The sequence below is a fragment of the Bradyrhizobium sp. Cp5.3 genome, from assembly GCF_000426265.1.
Classification (GTDB): Bacteria; Pseudomonadota; Alphaproteobacteria; order Rhizobiales; family Xanthobacteraceae; genus Bradyrhizobium; species Bradyrhizobium neotropicale.
This window is the reverse complement of record NZ_AUFA01000020.1, coordinates 66,677-82,218: the sequence shown is the minus strand read 5'-3', so window position 1 is coordinate 82,218 and position 15,542 is coordinate 66,677. Positions and strand designations below refer to the sequence as shown.

11 protein-coding genes and 1 pseudogene are annotated in these 15,542 nt (G+C 64.5%); 7 read left to right on the top strand and 5 right to left on the bottom strand.

All coding sequences use genetic code 11. The annotated features are described in order from the left end of the window. The first annotated feature begins 141 nt into the window (after nucleotides 1–141). From mnmE to K289_RS0124880, 5 genes are all read left to right on the top strand, one after another. Complete coding sequence (mnmE, locus tag K289_RS0124900) at nucleotides 142–1,473, top strand: tRNA uridine-5-carboxymethylaminomethyl(34) synthesis GTPase MnmE (protein ID WP_027554040.1); 1,332 nt, start codon at nucleotides 142–144, stop codon at nucleotides 1,471–1,473. Nucleotides 1,474–1,712: 239 nt separating this feature from the next. Next, the gene (gene mnmG / locus K289_RS0124895; RefSeq protein ID WP_027554039.1) at nucleotides 1,713–3,593 is read left to right on the top strand and encodes a tRNA uridine-5-carboxymethylaminomethyl(34) synthesis enzyme MnmG; all 1,881 of its coding nucleotides are present in this window, start codon (nucleotides 1,713–1,715) and stop codon (nucleotides 3,591–3,593) included. Between the two features lie 111 nt (nucleotides 3,594–3,704). Next, complete coding sequence (gene rsmG, locus K289_RS0124890; protein WP_371260849.1) at nucleotides 3,705–4,376, top strand: 16S rRNA (guanine(527)-N(7))-methyltransferase RsmG; 672 nt, start codon at nucleotides 3,705–3,707, stop codon at nucleotides 4,374–4,376. 29 nt (nucleotides 4,377–4,405) lie between these two features. Beyond that, a complete protein-coding gene (locus tag K289_RS0124885; protein WP_027554037.1) occupies nucleotides 4,406–5,260 on the top strand; it encodes a ParA family protein in 855 nt (284 codons plus the stop codon). Nucleotides 5,261–5,413: 153 nt separating this feature from the next. After that, on the top strand, nucleotides 5,414–6,298 hold the full coding sequence (locus K289_RS0124880) for a ParB/RepB/Spo0J family partition protein (RefSeq protein WP_027554036.1): 885 nt from the start codon (nucleotides 5,414–5,416) through the stop codon (nucleotides 6,296–6,298). Between the two features lie 301 nt (nucleotides 6,299–6,599). Here the strand turns inward: K289_RS0124880 and holA are convergent, their stop codons facing one another. From holA to leuS, 3 genes are all read right to left on the bottom strand, one after another. Further along, entirely contained in the window at nucleotides 6,600–7,628 is a 1,029-nt protein-coding gene (gene holA, locus K289_RS0124875) for a DNA polymerase III subunit delta (RefSeq protein ID WP_027554035.1), read from the bottom strand. A 137-nt stretch (nucleotides 7,629–7,765) separates the two neighbouring features. Further along, nucleotides 7,766–8,317 carry an LPS assembly lipoprotein LptE gene (lptE, locus tag K289_RS0124870; RefSeq protein WP_027554034.1) on the bottom strand — a complete coding sequence of 184 codons (552 nt, stop codon included), beginning with the start codon at nucleotides 8,315–8,317 and terminating at the stop codon, nucleotides 7,766–7,768. Next, entirely contained in the window at nucleotides 8,304–10,928 is a 2,625-nt protein-coding gene (gene leuS, locus K289_RS0124865; protein ID WP_027554033.1) for a leucine--tRNA ligase, read from the bottom strand. Before leuS ends, lptE begins: the two co-directional genes overlap by 14 nt. 196 nt (nucleotides 10,929–11,124) lie before the next feature. On the opposite strand from leuS, the gene K289_RS0124860 reads away from it, so the two are divergent. After that, nucleotides 11,125–12,171 carry a GGDEF domain-containing protein gene (locus tag K289_RS0124860; protein ID WP_198024757.1) on the top strand — a complete coding sequence of 349 codons (1,047 nt, stop codon included), beginning with the start codon at nucleotides 11,125–11,127 and terminating at the stop codon, nucleotides 12,169–12,171. Nucleotides 12,172–12,180: 9 nt separating this feature from the next. On the opposite strand, the gene K289_RS0124855 is transcribed toward K289_RS0124860, so the two are convergent. Continuing rightward, complete coding sequence (locus tag K289_RS0124855) at nucleotides 12,181–13,878, bottom strand: diguanylate cyclase domain-containing protein (protein WP_027554031.1); 1,698 nt, start codon at nucleotides 13,876–13,878, stop codon at nucleotides 12,181–12,183. 110 nt (nucleotides 13,879–13,988) lie between these two features. On the opposite strand from K289_RS0124855, the gene K289_RS48900 reads away from it, so the two are divergent. Then, nucleotides 13,989–14,678 (top strand): YggS family pyridoxal phosphate-dependent enzyme, encoded by a 690-nt coding sequence (locus tag K289_RS48900; RefSeq protein WP_084788699.1) that lies wholly within the window; start codon nucleotides 13,989–13,991, stop codon nucleotides 14,676–14,678. 83 nt (nucleotides 14,679–14,761) lie between these two features. On the opposite strand, the pseudogene K289_RS44975 reads toward K289_RS48900, so the two are convergent. Beyond that, nucleotides 14,762–15,541: pseudogene (locus tag K289_RS44975) on the bottom strand (2-keto-4-pentenoate hydratase); the annotation flags it as partial. Nucleotide 15,542 lies beyond the last annotated feature (1 nt).

Below are 15,542 nucleotides of genomic sequence, written 5' to 3'. Positions count from 1 at the left end.
TGGAACTTTTGCAGCAAAATCACCGCGGTTTATATTGCGTCGCAGCATAAAGTATTTGCTTTTGGGAAACGCGGCAGCGAACAGAGCCAAGTTGCGATCAAAGCGGGTTTGCCTTTTCGTCGTCAGCCGGACAAATAGGCCATGCATCCGCGAGATCAGACCATCTTTGCATTGTCGTCGGGCCGGCCGCCGGGTGCCATCGCCGTAGTGCGCGTCTCGGGATCGCAGGCTGGCCAGGTGTTGACGGCGCTCGCGGGCAAGCTGCCGTTACCTAGGCTGGCGAGTCGCAGGCTGCTGCGTAACGCGGAAGGCCAGCCGATCGACGATGCGGTCGTGCTCTGGTTTCCGGGTCCGGCGAGTGCGACCGGCGAGGACGTCGCCGAATTTCACGTCCATGGCGGACGCGCGGTGCTGTCGGCCGTCTTCACGGCTATTTCCGCGATTCCGAATACACGGGCGGCCGAGCCCGGCGAGTTCACCCGGCGCTCCTTCGAGAACGGCAAGCTCGATCTCACCGAGGCCGAGGGCCTGGACGATCTCATCCATGCCGATACCGACCGGCAGCGACGACAGGCATTGCGGCAGTTGCAGGGTCTGCTCGGTGACCGGGCACGCGACTGGCGCGAGCGCATCATCGAGGCTTCCGCGCTGATCGAGGCCGCGATCGACTTCTCTGATGAAGGTGATGTGCCAGCGGAATTGATGGCGCCAGCGCTCAAGGCGATCGGTGCGCTGCATGGCGAAATCACAAAAGTGCTTGCGGCACAGGGACATGCTGAACGTCTGCGCGAGGGCCTCGTGGTCGCCATCGCCGGTCCGCCGAATGTCGGCAAGTCGACGCTGATCAATCAGCTCGCGCGGCGAGAGGTCGCGATCGTCTCGCCGCACGCCGGCACCACGCGCGACATCATCGAGGTGCAGCTCGACCTCGACGGCTATCCGGTCACGGTGATCGACACTGCTGGCATTCGCGAGACCGAAGATCCGGTCGAGCAGGAGGGTGTGCGTCGGGCGAGGGCCCGCGCGGCCGATGCGGATCTTGTGCTGTGGCTGACCGGCCCTGGCGCGGATGTGGATGCGCGGCCGGCCGGAAGCACGCCGGTCTGGATAGTGCGCAACAAGATCGATCTTGGCCAGGAGGCTTCGGCCGCGGAGGCCACGGCGGACAGGGTGTTTGCGATATCGGCGCGACACGGCGACGGTCTGGCCGAGCTGATCGAAGTGCTCGTCGGATTCGCCGCCGAGTTTTTCGGAACCGGCGAGGGCGCGCTGGTCACTCGGGCGCGTCAACGCGACTTGTTGCGGCAGGCGGCGGACTGCTTGCAACGCAGTCTGGATTTTGCCAAACATGGTGAAGAATTGGTAGCCGAAGAACTCCGCGCCGCGGCTTACGCGCTGGGTCGCCTGTTGGGCCGGGTCGACGTTGAGGACGTCCTCGGGGCCATCTTCCAGAAATTCTGTATCGGAAAGTAGCGCTAGTTCTTCATTGTAGAACTATCGCTTGTTCCACTGCTTCGTGTTTCACGTGAAACAGTCGAAGCGCAGGCCCATGGTGTTTCACGTGAAACACGTTCGTCAGGACGACGCCCTACTGTGCATGGGGTTGTTTTGTGAAAAATGCGAGGCGCCGGTGTGCCCCTGTTTCACGTGAAACAACCGGCGCACCGAGTTTCCACTTCCGGCTTTTTGCTCCCTGAGTTAGAAGTCCGCCCATGCGAACAGAGCGAGAGAGCTTCGACGTCATCGTGATTGGCGGCGGCCATGCCGGCTGTGAAGCCGCGGCTGCGGCAGCTCGTATGGGTGCGGCGACCGCTCTGGTCACGCATCGGTTTTCGACCGTCGGCGCGATGTCCTGTAATCCCGCCATCGGCGGTCTCGGCAAGGGCCATTTGGTCCGCGAGGTCGATGCCCTTGACGGTCTGATGGGGCGAGTGGCCGATGCTGGCGGGATCCAGTTCCGGGTCCTCAATCGCCGGAAGGGTCCCGCTGTCCGTGGTCCGCGCGCCCAGGCTGACCGGAAGCTCTATGCCGCGGCCATGCAGTCCGCGATCCAGGAGACTGAAGGTCTTTCGGTTATTGAGGGCGAGGCCGACGAGCTGATCATGGGCGATGGCCGAGTGACCGGGCTTCGGCTCGCCGATGGCCGGACCTTCCGGGCAGGGGCCATCGTCATCACAACCGGCACCTTCCTGCGCGGTCTGATCCATCTCGGTGAGAAGAACTGGCCGGCCGGGCGGGTCGGAGAGGCCCCAGCGATGGGTCTGTCGAACTCTTTTGAGCGCGCCGGCTTCACCCTCGGACGATTGAAGACCGGGACGCCGCCACGCCTGGACGGCACGACAATCGACTGGTCCGCGGTCGAAATGCAGCCGGGGGACGAGCCGCCTGAGCCGTTCTCGGTGCTGACGGAGCGGATCACGACCCCGCAGATCCAGTGCGGGATCACCCGGACCACGTTTGCGACCCATGAGGTGATCCGGGCCAATGTCCATCGCTCGCCGATGTACTCCGGTCAGATCAAGAGCACCGGACCGCGCTATTGTCCCTCGATCGAGGACAAGATCGTCAGGTTCGGCGACCGCGATGGTCACCAGATCTTCCTGGAGCCGGAGGGGCTCGACGACAGCACGGTCTATCCCAACGGCATCTCGACCTCGCTGCCGGAGGAGGTTCAGCTCGCGATCCTGGCCAGTATTCCCGGCCTGGAGCGGGTGAAGATGGTCCGGCCCGGCTATGCCATCGAATACGACCACATTGATCCGCGCGAGCTGGATCCGACCCTCCAGACCAAGCGGGTCCGTGGCTTATTCCTGGCCGGCCAGATCAACGGCACCACGGGATATGAGGAAGCTGCCGGCCAGGGTATCGTGGCTGGGGTGAACGCTGCGCTGGCCGCCAGCAGCGCCGCGCTGACAGTGTTCGACCGGGCGGACGGCTATCTCGGCGTGATGATCGACGACCTCGTCACCCGCGGGATCAATGAACCCTATCGGATGTTCACCTCGCGCGCCGAGTACCGGCTGACGCTGCGGGCGGACAATGCCGACCAGCGCCTGACCGAGAAGGGGATCGCCCTGGGATGTGTCGGGAATGCCCGGACCCAGCATCATCGCGCCAAGATGGACGCCTTGAATGCCGCACGGACGCTGTCGAAGTCCCTGACAATCACCCCGAACGAAGCGATCAAGCACGGGCTGTCCTTGAACAGGGACGGCCAGCGCCGTTCGGCCTTCGAGCTGATGGCGTATCCGGAAGTCGGCTGGAGCCAAGTCCGCGCAATCTGGCCGGAGCTGGCGGCCGTCGATCCCGTCATCGCCACCCATCTCGAGATCGACGCCAAGTACGACGTCTATCTGGAACGCCAGAGCGCCGACGTCGAAGCCTTCCGGCGAGACGAAGGGCTGGTGCTGTCCGAGGTCGACTACCAACTCGTGCCGGGTCTTTCCAATGAGGTACGCGCCAAGCTTGAGAAGGCCCGGCCATTCACCGTCGGTCAGGCTGGCCGCATCGACGGGATGACGCCAGCGGCGCTGGGCATTCTCGCGGCCTATCTCCGGCGCGAGGCGCGCAAGTCCTCGAAAGCAATCGCATAGGCGTTTCACGTGAAACAGCGCGGGCCGGCGGGCGGCAGATCTTCACCACGGCGACCAGAAGCAGGCGAGGGCGCCGGTCAGCGATCCGGACCAGCTCCGACCGGCCATAAAATCGATAGGGCGAACGCGAGCGACAAGTCGCTGGACTCGGCCCTCGCCGCCGACAAAGCCGCGGCGCTGAAGCTCGCACCCGTTTCACGTGAAACGGAAGACCGGCTCGATCGCTACATCACGCTGCTCCGAGAGTGGCAGGCCAAGACCAATCTGGTCGCGCCCTCGACCCTGCCGCATCTCTGGACCCGGCACATCGCCGATTCGCTTCAGTTGGTGAGCCTTGCACCGTCGGCCAAACGCTGGGCAGACCTCGGCAGCGGTGGCGGCTTTCCCGGTGTCGTCCTGGCCTGCGCCCTGGCCGGGACGGCGGGGGCGAGCGTCCACCTCGTCGAGCGAATCGCCAAGAAAGCGGCGTTCCTGCGCGAAGCAATTCGAATCACGGCCTCGCCGGGAGTCGTACATCTCGCTGAGATCGGGGATAATGTGGATAGAATCACTGGCCCCGTCGATTGCGTCACCGCCCGCGCGCTGGCTCCGCTACATCAACTCATCGGCTTTGCGGAGCCGCTGATGCGCAACGGCGCAAAGGCGCTATTTCTCAAGGGTCAAGATGTAGAGGCTGAATTGACCGAAGCCGCTAAATATTGGAATATTCAGCCTCAGCTCCATCAAAGCCGTACAGGTGACGGTTGGATCGTGGAGCTGACGTCCGTCGAACGGCGCGGCTGAGGCGTCCAGGGGTTGAGTGGGGAATTTCGATGACCATCATTGACGAACCGCAGCAAGAACAGACCGACATGGTCCCGCAGGGCCACCCGCGCATCCTGGCGCTCGCGAATCAGAAGGGCGGCGTGGGAAAAACAACCACAGCGATCAATCTCGGCACGGCGCTCGCGGCGATTGGCGAACGCGTCCTGATCGTCGATCTCGATCCGCAGGGCAACGCCTCGACCGGCCTCGGCATCGATCGCCGCAACCGCTCCTGCTCGACCTACGACGTGCTCGTCGGCGAAGCCAATTTGCGCGAAGCGGTGGTTGCAACGGCCGTGCCCCGGCTGTACATCGCGCCCTCGACCATGGACCTCTCCGGCCTCGAGCTCGAGCTCGGCCACACGCCCGGCCGCGCCTTCAAGCTGCGTGATGCAATCGGCTCGCTCAACAACAACGTCTCGCCGGACGCCGACTACACCTACGTGCTGATCGACTGCCCGCCCTCGCTCAACTTGCTCACGGTGAATGCGATGGCCGCGTCGGACGCGATCCTGGTGCCGTTGCAGTGCGAGTTCTTCGCGCTCGAAGGTCTGTCGCAATTGCTGCAGACGGTCGAGCAGGTGCGCTCGACGCTCAATCCGAACCTGTCGATTCACGGCATCGTGCTGACCATGTTCGACTCGCGCAACAACCTGTCGAACCAGGTCGTCGCCGACGTCCGCCAGTTCATGGGCGAGAAGGTCTACAAGACCATGATCCCACGCAACGTGCGCATCTCGGAAGCGCCGTCCTACGGCAAGCCGGTGCTGGTCTACGATCTCAAATGCGTCGGTAGCGAAGCCTACTTGCGGCTTGCCACCGAAGTGATCCAGCGCGAGCGCGAGCTGCGCACCACGCATTGACGATGCCGTAGGGTGGGCAAAGCGAAGCGTGCCCACCGCAATCATCCGAGCGACAGATGGTGGGCACGGCGCTTCGCGCCTTTGCTCACCCCACGATCGGGAATCTGAAATTCAGTTCTGGAGTGCTGCCAAGTGAATCCAAGGGAGCTGGCGATGGCCGACGAAGCGCGTTCGCGACTGGGCCGGGGTCTTGCAAGTCTGATCGGTGACGTCGGCGGCGAGGCGGCGCATGTCGAGCGTCCGCGCACGCAGCGCAAGGTGCCGATCGAATTCCTCAAGCCCAATCCGCGCAATCCGCGTCGCACCTTTTCGGAAGCCGAGCTCAAGGAGCTCAGCGACTCCATCAAGCAGCACGGCGTGATCCAGCCGATCGTGGTGCGCCCCGTGAAGGGCACGCAGGACCGCTTCGAGATCATCGCCGGCGAACGACGCTGGCGCGCTTCGCAACTTGCCGGCCTGCACGAAGTGCCGATCGTGCCGGTCGACATCAGCGACAGCGATGCGCTGGAATTCGCGATCATCGAGAACGTGCAGCGCGAAGACCTCAACCCGATGGAAGAGGCGCAGGGCTATCACGCGCTCGCCAACGAGTTCAAACGCAACCAGGACGACATCGCCAAAGCTGTCGGCAAGAGCCGCAGCCATGTCGCCAACATGATGCGGCTCACAAAGCTACCGGCCGAGGTGCAGGCCTTCATCGCGAACGGTGAGCTGACGGCGGGTCACGCTCGCGCGCTGATTGGCGTGCCCGATCCGCTCGCCGCTGCCAAGCGCATCGTCGAGGAGGGCCTCAACGTCCGCCAGGCCGAAGCGCTCGCGCATGAGGAGGGCGTTCCGGAGCGCAAGCCGCAAAAGGCGCGCGCCGGGTCCAAGGAGAAGGACCCCGATACGATCGATCTGGAAAGGCGCGTCAGCGATGCGCTCGGGCTCAAGGTCACCGTGACTCACCGCGACCCCGGCGGCGCGGTGCAGATCAACTACCGCAACCTCGAGCAGCTCGATGAGGTGATGCGGCGGCTGGCGAAGGGCAATCTCTAACTCCGCATCCTCATTCCGGGTTCTCGCCTGACGGCGAGCCCCGAAATGACAGCGTTTTGTCGAGCATTCATGTGCCCTCTATCACCCTCACCCTGAGGAGCCGCGAAGCGGCGCCTCGAAGGGCGAGGGCCACCGGCCGGGCCTTCATCCTTCGAGACGCGCGTGCCGCGCTTCTCAGGATGAGGAACTGACATCCCCACACATCGTCGTTGCGAGCGCAGCGAAGCAATCCAGAATCTTTCCGCGGAGGGACTCTGGATTGCGGCGCTTCGCTCGGAATGACGCGCGGATGAAGTGGGTCCTAACCCCGCCGCTTTGCGTTCGCGGCAATCGCCATCAGCGTGCGCTGCGCGATCGCGGCGGCGAGGGCCGATTGCTTCCGGGTGTCGAGCGCGGCGGTCGCGAGCTGCTCGATGATGGTGGCAAGACGGGCCACGCTGAAATTGCGTAGCGCCGCTTCAACCGCGGGCTTTCGCGAAAAATGCAGGCGCGGGAATCCGCCGTCGAGCACGGCCGAGGCGGGCGTGCCGTCGGCGATCGTCAGCGCGGATTTGTGCAGCCATGCGGCCTGGCGCTGCGCCGCGGAGATGATCACGCCGGGATAGGTGCCGGCGATCATGGCCTTGGCGAACTCGCTCTCAACGATGTCCGGCCGGCCGGCGAAGGCGCCGTCGACGATCGGATCGAGCTTCAGCTCGGAGGCGTCGGCGACCACGGCCATGACATCATCCAGCGTGATCTCGCCTCTGCCGTGCGCATAGAGCGTCAGCTTGCGCAGCTCGTTGCGCGAGGCCTGGCGGTCGCCGCCGAGGAAGGACATCAGCGCGGCGCGGGCGTCCTGCGCGATGCGCAGGTTCGCGATGCGAAGCTCGTCCTCCATCAGTTTTGCGAGGTCGCGTTCGGTGTCGGGGTAGCAGCCGATCGCCACCGCCGTCTTGGCGCGCTCGCACGCTTTCCGCAGCGGCGATTCCGGGCGCAACTCGCCGGCCTCGATCACGATGCGGCAATCCCTGACCTGCATCTCGGCCAGCGTGTCGATACCGCTGGCAAAGCTGCGCGAGCCCGCGCGCACGCGGATGGCGCGGCGGCCGCCGAACAGCGGGACGGTCATGGCTTCATCGACCAGACGCGACGGCTCGGCGGAAAGCTCGTCACCATCGAGCTTCACCATCGAGAAGGGGTCGTTGGGGTCGTCGACGGCCGAGGCAATCAGTGCGTCGGCGCGCTCACGCACGAGGCCGGCGTCAGGACCATAGAGCAGGATGATCGGCCGGCCCGCATCGGGGCGGGCGAGAAAGGCGTCGATCTCTTTTCCGCGTAGCGCGACCATCTTGCCTAGGACTCGTCATTCCGGGGCGCGTATCGGCGAACCCGGAATCCGGAGGTAATGGATCGAGATGCCGGGTTCGCCCTTCCGCCTTCGCCCTTCGGCGGACAAGTCGGGCGCCCCGGAATGACAGGGGTGGCTTAAGTGCCCGCCGTAAAGAACGAGGCGAGCCGGGTCGAGATGTTGTCGGCGATCTCCTGGGCCGCGCGATCCTCGGCGTCACGGTACGCCCGGGTGCGGGAGAAGCGCTGGTAGGAGCCGGGCATGTCATAGGACACGCGCGAGAACGTCGTGCCGGTCATCACCGACTTGTTGGTTACGATCTCGATCAGATTGTACTGGGCGTCGATGCCGTAATTCTCGCTGCTCGGCAGGCCCGTATTGGGATCGATGATCAGGGACGAGCGGCTGGACGTGAAGCGGATCATCAGGCGGTGGGTCGGCGGCATGCCCGTGGCCGTACCGTAGAGCTTGAACGCCAGCGCGTTGCGAACCTCGACCCCGACGCGCGCCTCACGGGAGGCATTCGGCTTGTCGATCGGCGGGAGCTCGACCCCCATCAGCTTTTCGCGCAGGTCGGGGGTGCCGTCGGTATGCTCGGCATACATCGGCCGGAAGCAGCCGGCCGTGAGCGCCGCGAGAGCGGCGACCGCCAGCAAGCGTGCTGCGATGCGGATCCTAGCCGACAACATTCACGATCCTCTTGGGGACGATGATCACCTTGCGGACGGGCTTGCCGTCCAGCGCCAGCTTTACCGCATCGAGGGCCAAAACGGCAGCCTCGATTTCCGGATTCTGGGCCGCTGTTGCAACTGTGACCTCACCTCGCTTCTTGCCGTTGACCTGGACCACCAGGGTCACGGCGTCTTCAACCAGCAAATCGCGTTCGATTTGCGGCCAATTGGCCTCGGAAACCAGCCCCGTCAGGCCCAGCACCTGCCAGCACTCCTCGGCCAGATGCGGCATCATCGGGGAGAACAGCTGGACAAGGATCTGGCCGGCCTCCCGAATCGCCCAGGCGAGGTCGGGGGCGGGCCCGCCGGGGCGCTGCAGCACCTCCGACAGCGCATTGGCGAATTCGCGGATATGGGCGAGGCAGACGTTGAAGTGCAGCCGCTCAATTCCGGTGGTGACCTTGTCCAGCGCGCCATGGGCCGCCTTCCGTAAGCCGGTCGCGTCGGGGCCGAAGCTCGCCGGCCGCGCCGCCGGCGCCGCCTTCCCGGCCTCGGCCGATTCACTCACCAGCCGCCACAATCGCTGCAGGAAGCGCGAGGCGCCCTGGACGCGCTCGTCGCTCCAGATCACGTCGCGGTCCGGCGGGGAGTCCGACAGCATGAACCAGCGTGCAACGTCGGCGCCGTAGGTGTCGATGATGTCGTCGGGGTCGACCGTGTTCTTCTTCGACTTCGACATCTTCTCGATGGCGCCGATCTGGATGGCTTCGCCGCTCGCGAGCAGCGTGGCATGGCGGCCATTGCCTACGCCCTCGATCTTCACCTCGGCCGGCTGCACGTAGGTGCCGTCGGCCTTCTGGTAGGTCTCGTGCACCACCATGCCCTGCGTGAACATGCCGGCGAACGGCTCGTCCATCGCGATGTGGCCAGTTGCCTTCATCGCGCGCACGAAGAAGCGGCTGTAGAGCAGATGCAGGATCGCGTGCTCGACGCCGCCGATATACTGGTCGACCGGCATCATCCGGTTGGCGACCGCCGGCGTCGTCGGCGCGTTCTCGTTCCAGGGATCGGTGAAGCGCGCGAAGTACCAGGACGAATCCACGAACGTGTCCATGGTATCGGTTTCGCGGCTAGCCTTGCCGCCGCATTGCGGGCAGGTGACGTGCTTCCAGGTCGGATGATGGTCGAGCGCGTTGCCCGGACGGTCGAAAGTCGCATCGTCCGGCAGCTTTACGGGCAGGTCGGCATCAGGCACCGGCACCACGTCGCATTTCGGACAATGGATGACGGGAATCGGGCAGCCCCAATAGCGCTGGCGCGAGATGCCCCAGTCGCGCAGGCGGAAGTTGACCTGCCGCTCGCCGACCGCCGCGTTGCCGCGCATCTCGTTTTCCAGGCGCTTTGCGATCTCTTCCTTGGCTTCTGCGATGGTCATGCCGTCGAGGAAGCGGGAATTGATCATGCGGCCGTCACCGTCATAGGCGGTGTCGGTGATGACGAACGTCTTGGGATCCTGGCCCTCGGGGCACACCACCGGCGTGTTGCCGAGATTGTACTTGTTGACGAAATCGAGGTCGCGCTGGTCGTGCGCCGGGCAGCCGAAGATCGCGCCGGTGCCGTATTCCATCAGCACGAAATTGGCGACGTAGACCGGCAGCTTCCAGGAGGGATCGAACGGGTGTACGGCGCGGATGCCGGTGTCAAAACCCTGCTTCTCCGCGGTGTCGATGATCTCCTGCGCGGTGCCGATCTTCTTGATCTCAGCGATGAACTCCGCAAGGTTCGGATTCTTCGCAGCCGCGGCGATCGCCAGTGGATGATCGGCCGAGATCGCCATGAATTTTGCGCCGAACAGCGTGTCCGGGCGCGTCGTGAAAATCTTCAGCTCGGTCTCGCCGGCCGGCGTCGTCGCCTGGTCCAGCGCGAAACGGACCAGCAGACCCTCCGAGCGGCCGATCCAGTTGCGCTGCATCAGCCGCACCTTGTCCGGCCAGCGGTCCAGCCCGTCCAGTGCTTCCAGCAGCTCCTGCGAATATTTCGTGATCTTGAAGACCCACTGGTTCATCTCACGCTGCTCGACGACAGCGCCCGAACGCCAGCCACGGCCGTCGATCACCTGCTCGTTGGCGAGCACGGTCATGTCGACGGGGTCCCAATTCACCTTGCGCTTCTCGCGCTCGGCGAGCCCTGCACGCAGGAAGTCCAGGAACATCTTCTGCTGGTGCTTGTAGTAGGAGGGATCGCAGGTCGCGATCTCGCGGCTCCAGTCCAGCGACAGCCCGATCGAACGGAGCTGCTTCTTCATCGCGGCGATATTGTCGTAGGTCCAGGCTTTCGGTGCGACCTTGCGCTCGATCGCCGCATTCTCGGCCGGCAGGCCGAAGGCGTCCCAGCCCATCGGGTGCAGCACGTTGAACCCCTTGGCCCTCATGAAGCGAGCCAGCACGTCGCCGAGCGTGTAATTCCGGACATGGCCGATATGGATCCGCCCGGACGGGTAGGGGAACATCTCGAGCACATAGTATTTCGGCCGCGGATCGTCGTTCTTGGAGACAAAGATCGCTTGCTCGTCCCATTGGCGCTGCCAGCGCGGTTCGGCGTCGCGGGCGTTGTAGCGTTCGGAGGTCATGGAATCGTTGGGTTTTCTTGGGTTCGGCCGTCTAAAGACGGCGGACTAGGCCATAGAAGTCCTCAAGGGGTCAATGGGTTGCGACGGGGCGGATGCGCAGGGCGGACCCCCGCATAACTACTGAGACCGCCGTTGGGGCGCGATTAAGGGGTCGGTGCGAGGTTGCGGCCGCACAGGACCCCCAATAGCCGCCGCTATGGACACCAGCTTCGACGATCTCGATTTCGACTATGCCGCGTCGATCGCCGAGCGGGCAATGCGGAGCATGGTCGAACAGCGGATTCCGCCGACACCGAACAATTTCGCCGTCTGGTTCCATTATTTCGCCGGCGACCATGACGATCTGCGCAATGCCGTCGACCTCCTGATCGACCACAACCGTCCGTTCGACGCCCGGACCAATCAGGATTTGTTCGAGACCTATATCGAGCCCAATGCGGGCGGCGTCGCCATCGAGACCTCCGAACGGCTGCATGCCCTGATGGGCGCGGCCAAGGAATTTCTGGCGACCGCGATCGCCGACAATAGGTCCCAGATGCAGGTGATCAGTGACGTGGCCGATCAAAGCCAGACGGGCGTCGACCCGAGGACATTGGTCGCACAGCTCATGAACGAGCTGGCGCGTGCCGCGACCCGGGCGACGCGGCTCGAGGCGGGCTTTGCCGAAAAGACCCGCGAGCTCGACGTGATCCGCGATTCCCTCTCCAAATCGGAGGAGCGCGCCCGCACCGACACGCTGACGGGCCTGGCAAACCGGCGTGCGCTCGACGAATTTTTGCGCAAGGCGCAGGCAACTGCGGAATGGGGCGAGCCGCTCAGCGTGCTGATGCTGGACATCGACCACTTCAAGACCTTCAACGACAATTTCGGCCATGGCGTCGGCGACCAGGTGCTGCGCCTGATGGCAAAGGTCTTGCAGGAAAAGGTTCGCGAGCAGGATCTGCCGGCCCGCTATGGCGGCGAGGAGCTGATCGCGGTGTTGCCGGATGCCGACCTTGCCGCCTGTGCCGAGATCGCTGAGCGCATCAGGCGCGCGATCGGGGAGTGCAAGATTACCCGCCGCTCGACCGGCGAGGTCCTTCCGAACATTACTGTCTCGATTGGCGTGGCGCAGTATCGGACCGGCGAGGCGACCGCCGATCTCATCGAGCGCTGTGACCGCGCCCTGTATCTCGCCAAGGGTGGCGGCCGCAATCGTGTGGTGACGGAAAACGAGCTCGATCGCGCCTGGGCCGCGGGCTAGCGCGCGGGATCAACCCGCCATCATTATTTTCGCTGTACCGTCCTCGATCGGCAGGATGCCGTGCTCGGCGACGGTGTTGCGGCCGCGATGCTTGGCGGCGTAAAGCGCGGCGTCGGCTGCTTCGATCAGATCGCCGGGACGCAGGGTCTCGTTGGGCTTTGTTGCGGCCACGCCGATCGAGACGGTGACGATCATGTGGTTGGAGGTGATGTGCGGCAGGCACAGCTTGAGCACTGCCGCGCGCACATGTTCGCCGATCTCGACGGCGCGCATCACGTCGGTGTTTGGCAGCAGCAGGCAGAATTCCTCACCGCCATAGCGTGCCGCAAAGCCCATCGTGTCGGCGGCGATGCCGGACAGTGTCTCGCCGAGACGGGTCAGGCACGAATCGCCTTCGAGATGGCCGTACGTGTCGTTGAAGAGCTTGAAATGGTCGACGTCGATCATCAGGAGCGCGAGATCGCTGCCATATTGCTGCGCGCGCATCCATTCGAAGTCGAGCCGGCTCTGGAAGCCGCGGCGGTTGGCGAGCCCCGACAGCATGTCGATCGAGGCCATCACCGTCAGCCGGTCATTGCTCGCGATCAGCTCGCGCTCGCGCTGGCTCAGTTGCGCGGCCATGGCGTTGAAGGCACGGGCCAGCGGCACGAATTCGGACGGCAAGCTCTTGCGTGCGGCGCGCGCCGATAGATCGCCCTCGCCCAGACGCTTGGCCATGTCGGCGAGCATCTCGACCGGCTTGATCACGAGCTTCTCGGCGGCGATTAGCGCGCCGAGCAGGACGAACACGACGACGAACGCGAGCTGGAGATAGGCGGTGCGGATGTCGCGGTTGACGGCCGCGGACACCTTGTCTTCATCGATGCTGGCGATCAGGCGTGCATTGGTGCCGGCGATGCGGATGAAGCTGACCGCGCGGCGCGAGCCGTCAGCGGCGAGGAAAGACAGCGAGCCTTCGTCCTGGTCCGAACGAAGGGCCCGATCGGCAATCGCGGACATCAAAGGCATATTATCGAGTGGACGGCCGACCGCGCTATGCTGGTCCGCCGGCGCCGCCAGCACGGTACCGGTGCTGTCGACCAGCACGGCGGTAATGCCGGCGCGGCCGCCGAGATTGCTCATCACCTTCGACATCCAGTCGAGGTTCACGGTCGCGAGCACCACGGCATCGGGGACGCCGCTCAGCGCCGACACCGGATACACCGCCATCACGGTCGGCGACTGCACCGGGCGAGACAGCAGGAAATCAGAGAGCACGAAGCGGCCTGTTTCCTGCGCCTGCTGGAAGTAGGGCCGGTCGCTGAGGTCGAGGCCGACATACATGTTGTTGGTGGCGCACTGGATGCGCCCGTCCTCGCCCGCGATGAGAAGCGTGCGGATCCAGGGAAGGTTGGACGGCAGGCTCGCGCGCAGCACGTCGCAGCTCTTGCTGATGCCGCCGGCCGAAGCGCGGATGAAGGCCTCCGATTTCAGGATGGTCTCGACCGATGAAATCACTTCGCGCTGTGCATCGGCGCTGTGGCGCGCGACCGTGGTGAAGTCTGCAGTGGCCTGCGCAATCTGCCGGACGCGCGTCTCCTCGAGCGAACGGATACGCTCGAGCATCAAGGGCGCGACCAGAATCACCGCAAGCAACGCAAGCCGGGCCCGGATTCCGAGAACCTGCTTGAGTTTCGCTCGTTTGCGGTTGAGACTGACGTTGACCATCTTCGCTACCCACCCCATCGGGCAAGGTAAAGCGAAGGGTTCAAAAACCCTTTCTTGAACTCGGTAAAATTGGAATTACCTCCGTCACCATCAGCGACGGGTCAAATCTCATGATGAACGAAAACACCGCCCCGCTAACCGGGCATTCACCAAATGCACTCGCCGTCGTCGAGGCGGAAATCGCTCGCGCCTGCAAGGAAGCGCGGCGCGATCGCGCCTCGGTCACGCTGATCGCGGTGTCCAAGACCTTCGCCGCGGATGCAATTACGCCGGTTATCGCCGCCGGACAGCGCGTATTCGGCGAGAATCGCGTGCAGGAGGCGAAGGGCAAGTGGCCGGCGTTAACATCCGGTTACCCGGATATCGCGCTGCACCTGATCGGTCCGCTGCAATCCAACAAGGCGAAGGAAGCGGTCGCGCTGTTCGATGCCATCCATTCGGTCGACCGTCCGAGCATTTGCCAAGCGTTAGCCAAAGAAATCGAATCCCAGAACAAGCATCCGCAGCTCTTCGTTCAGATCAACACCGGCGAGGAGCCGCAGAAGGCCGGCGTCCCGCCCGGCGAGGCCGATGCCTTCATCGCGAGCTGTCGCGACACCTATGGGCTGACGATTTCCGGTCTGATGTGCATTCCGCCGGTGGACGAGCCGCCGGCGGCGCATTTCGCGCTGACCGCCAAGATCGCCGCGCGCAACGGATTGGAGAATCTGTCGATGGGCATGAGCGCCGATTTCGCCACCGCCATCATGCTCGGCGCCACGCATGTCCGCGTGGGGAGCGCGATCTTCGGGCATAGGTAGTCATTGTGTAACTCGTTTTCGTCGTCCTGGCGAATGCCAAGGGCTGCGCTCGCAATGACGGCGGAGTATGTGGCGGGCGAACCGAATCTCACCGACACCCTTCCCAACACACCAAAGTCCGCCGCGAATTCGTCGCCCGCCTGGATCGGCAGCGGCGGATGGCACGTGCCTGTCGTCACCACCTCCCCTGCCCTCAAGGTGATGCCTAGTTCGCGCAGCTCGTTGGCAAGCCAGGCCAGCGCGACACGGGGATCGCCCAGCACGTTCCTGCCGTGGCCGATGTAATGCTGGCCGCGCAGCGTGATCTGCGGCCGCTCCTCGACGAGATCCATCGCCCGCCAATTGGCGGAGGTCGATGCGCCCAGCACGAACAGGTGCGCGCAGGCATTGTCGGCGATGAGCTGGGCCTCGCCGGCGCCGACGAAATCGGCGAAGCGCGAATCCGGAATCTCGATCGCGGGATGCAGGGTCTCGACCGCGGCAAGCACTTCGTCGACGCTGTAAGGTGTCGCGCGCGGCGGCAGGTCGCGTCCCATGCGGAAGGCGAATTCGGGTTCGCCGACGCGCATCTCGTTGCCCTTCATCGATGCGGTGCCGCCATCGGCGATGACGGTGTCGCTCAGGATGCGTCCGGCCATGGGGCCCGCGACATTGATGTGCTTCTGTCCGGCCTCGCTCGTTGCCGCGATCTTCCAGCCGAACAATTTCCCGGGCGAGTTTGCTTCGAGCGCGGCCTGCACGGCGTAGCCTTCGGCGCGGCTCCGTGGCCGCAAGGAGGCCTCGAGCGCGTCGAGCTTGGTGCCGTCGCGCCAATGTCTGACGAGGACGCGCGATGCAGCGGCGATCTGGTCCTTCCCGAGCATG